We start from the raw sequence: 551 nt of genomic DNA, 5'->3' as shown, positions 1-551 counted from the left end.
GGGTCCAGCGCGGACTGGTGGCGTGGCTGCGCCACCGCGCGGCCGATCCCGCGGTCCCCCTGCCCTCCGCCGCCGAGCTCTCCCCCGCGGTCGACCACCGGCGGACCACCACCGCCCTCGTGCTGTTCGTGGCCGCGGTGCTGCTGGGGGTGATCCTGCCGGTCTTCCTCGTGGGCCAGTGGCGGCTCCAGCCGATCCAGCTCTACCTCGACCTCTACGCCGACTACGGCGGGGGCGCGTGGCTGGGCATGGTCGGCTTCGCCGCCTACCACGTGGGCCGGTCCCTGCTCCTGGCGCTGGTGCTGACGTGCGTGCAGCGGGCCGCGGAGCTGCACCGACCGGCCCCGTGGACCCGCGCGGCCCCGGTGGGCGGGCTGGTGCTGGGGGCCCTGCTGGCCCTGCCCGGGCTCGTCCTCGGCGGGTGGGCCTCCGTGGCCTCAGCCGTGGTGTGCTGCACGCTCCTCGGGCTGGTGCACAACCTGACCGGCAAGTCGCTGCGCTGGACGGCCCCCGCCGCGGTCGTGGTGCTCCTGTTCGTCTAGACGGCAGGT

The 551-nt window shown here is 75.7% G+C and carries 1 protein-coding gene; it reads left to right on the top strand.

Features of this window, described 5'->3' with window-relative positions; translation table 11 throughout:
- On the top strand, positions 1-542 hold a 542-nt coding region (locus tag RCG67_RS17270), incomplete at its 5' end, for a hypothetical protein (RefSeq protein ID WP_368828042.1).
- Positions 543-551 lie beyond the last annotated feature (9 nt).

The organism is Kocuria cellulosilytica, from assembly GCF_040981245.1.
Lineage (GTDB): Bacteria > Actinomycetota > Actinomycetes > Actinomycetales > Micrococcaceae > Kocuria > Kocuria cellulosilytica.
Note: the sequence above shows the minus strand (reverse complement) of the source record. Positions and strands in the feature narration are given on the sequence as shown.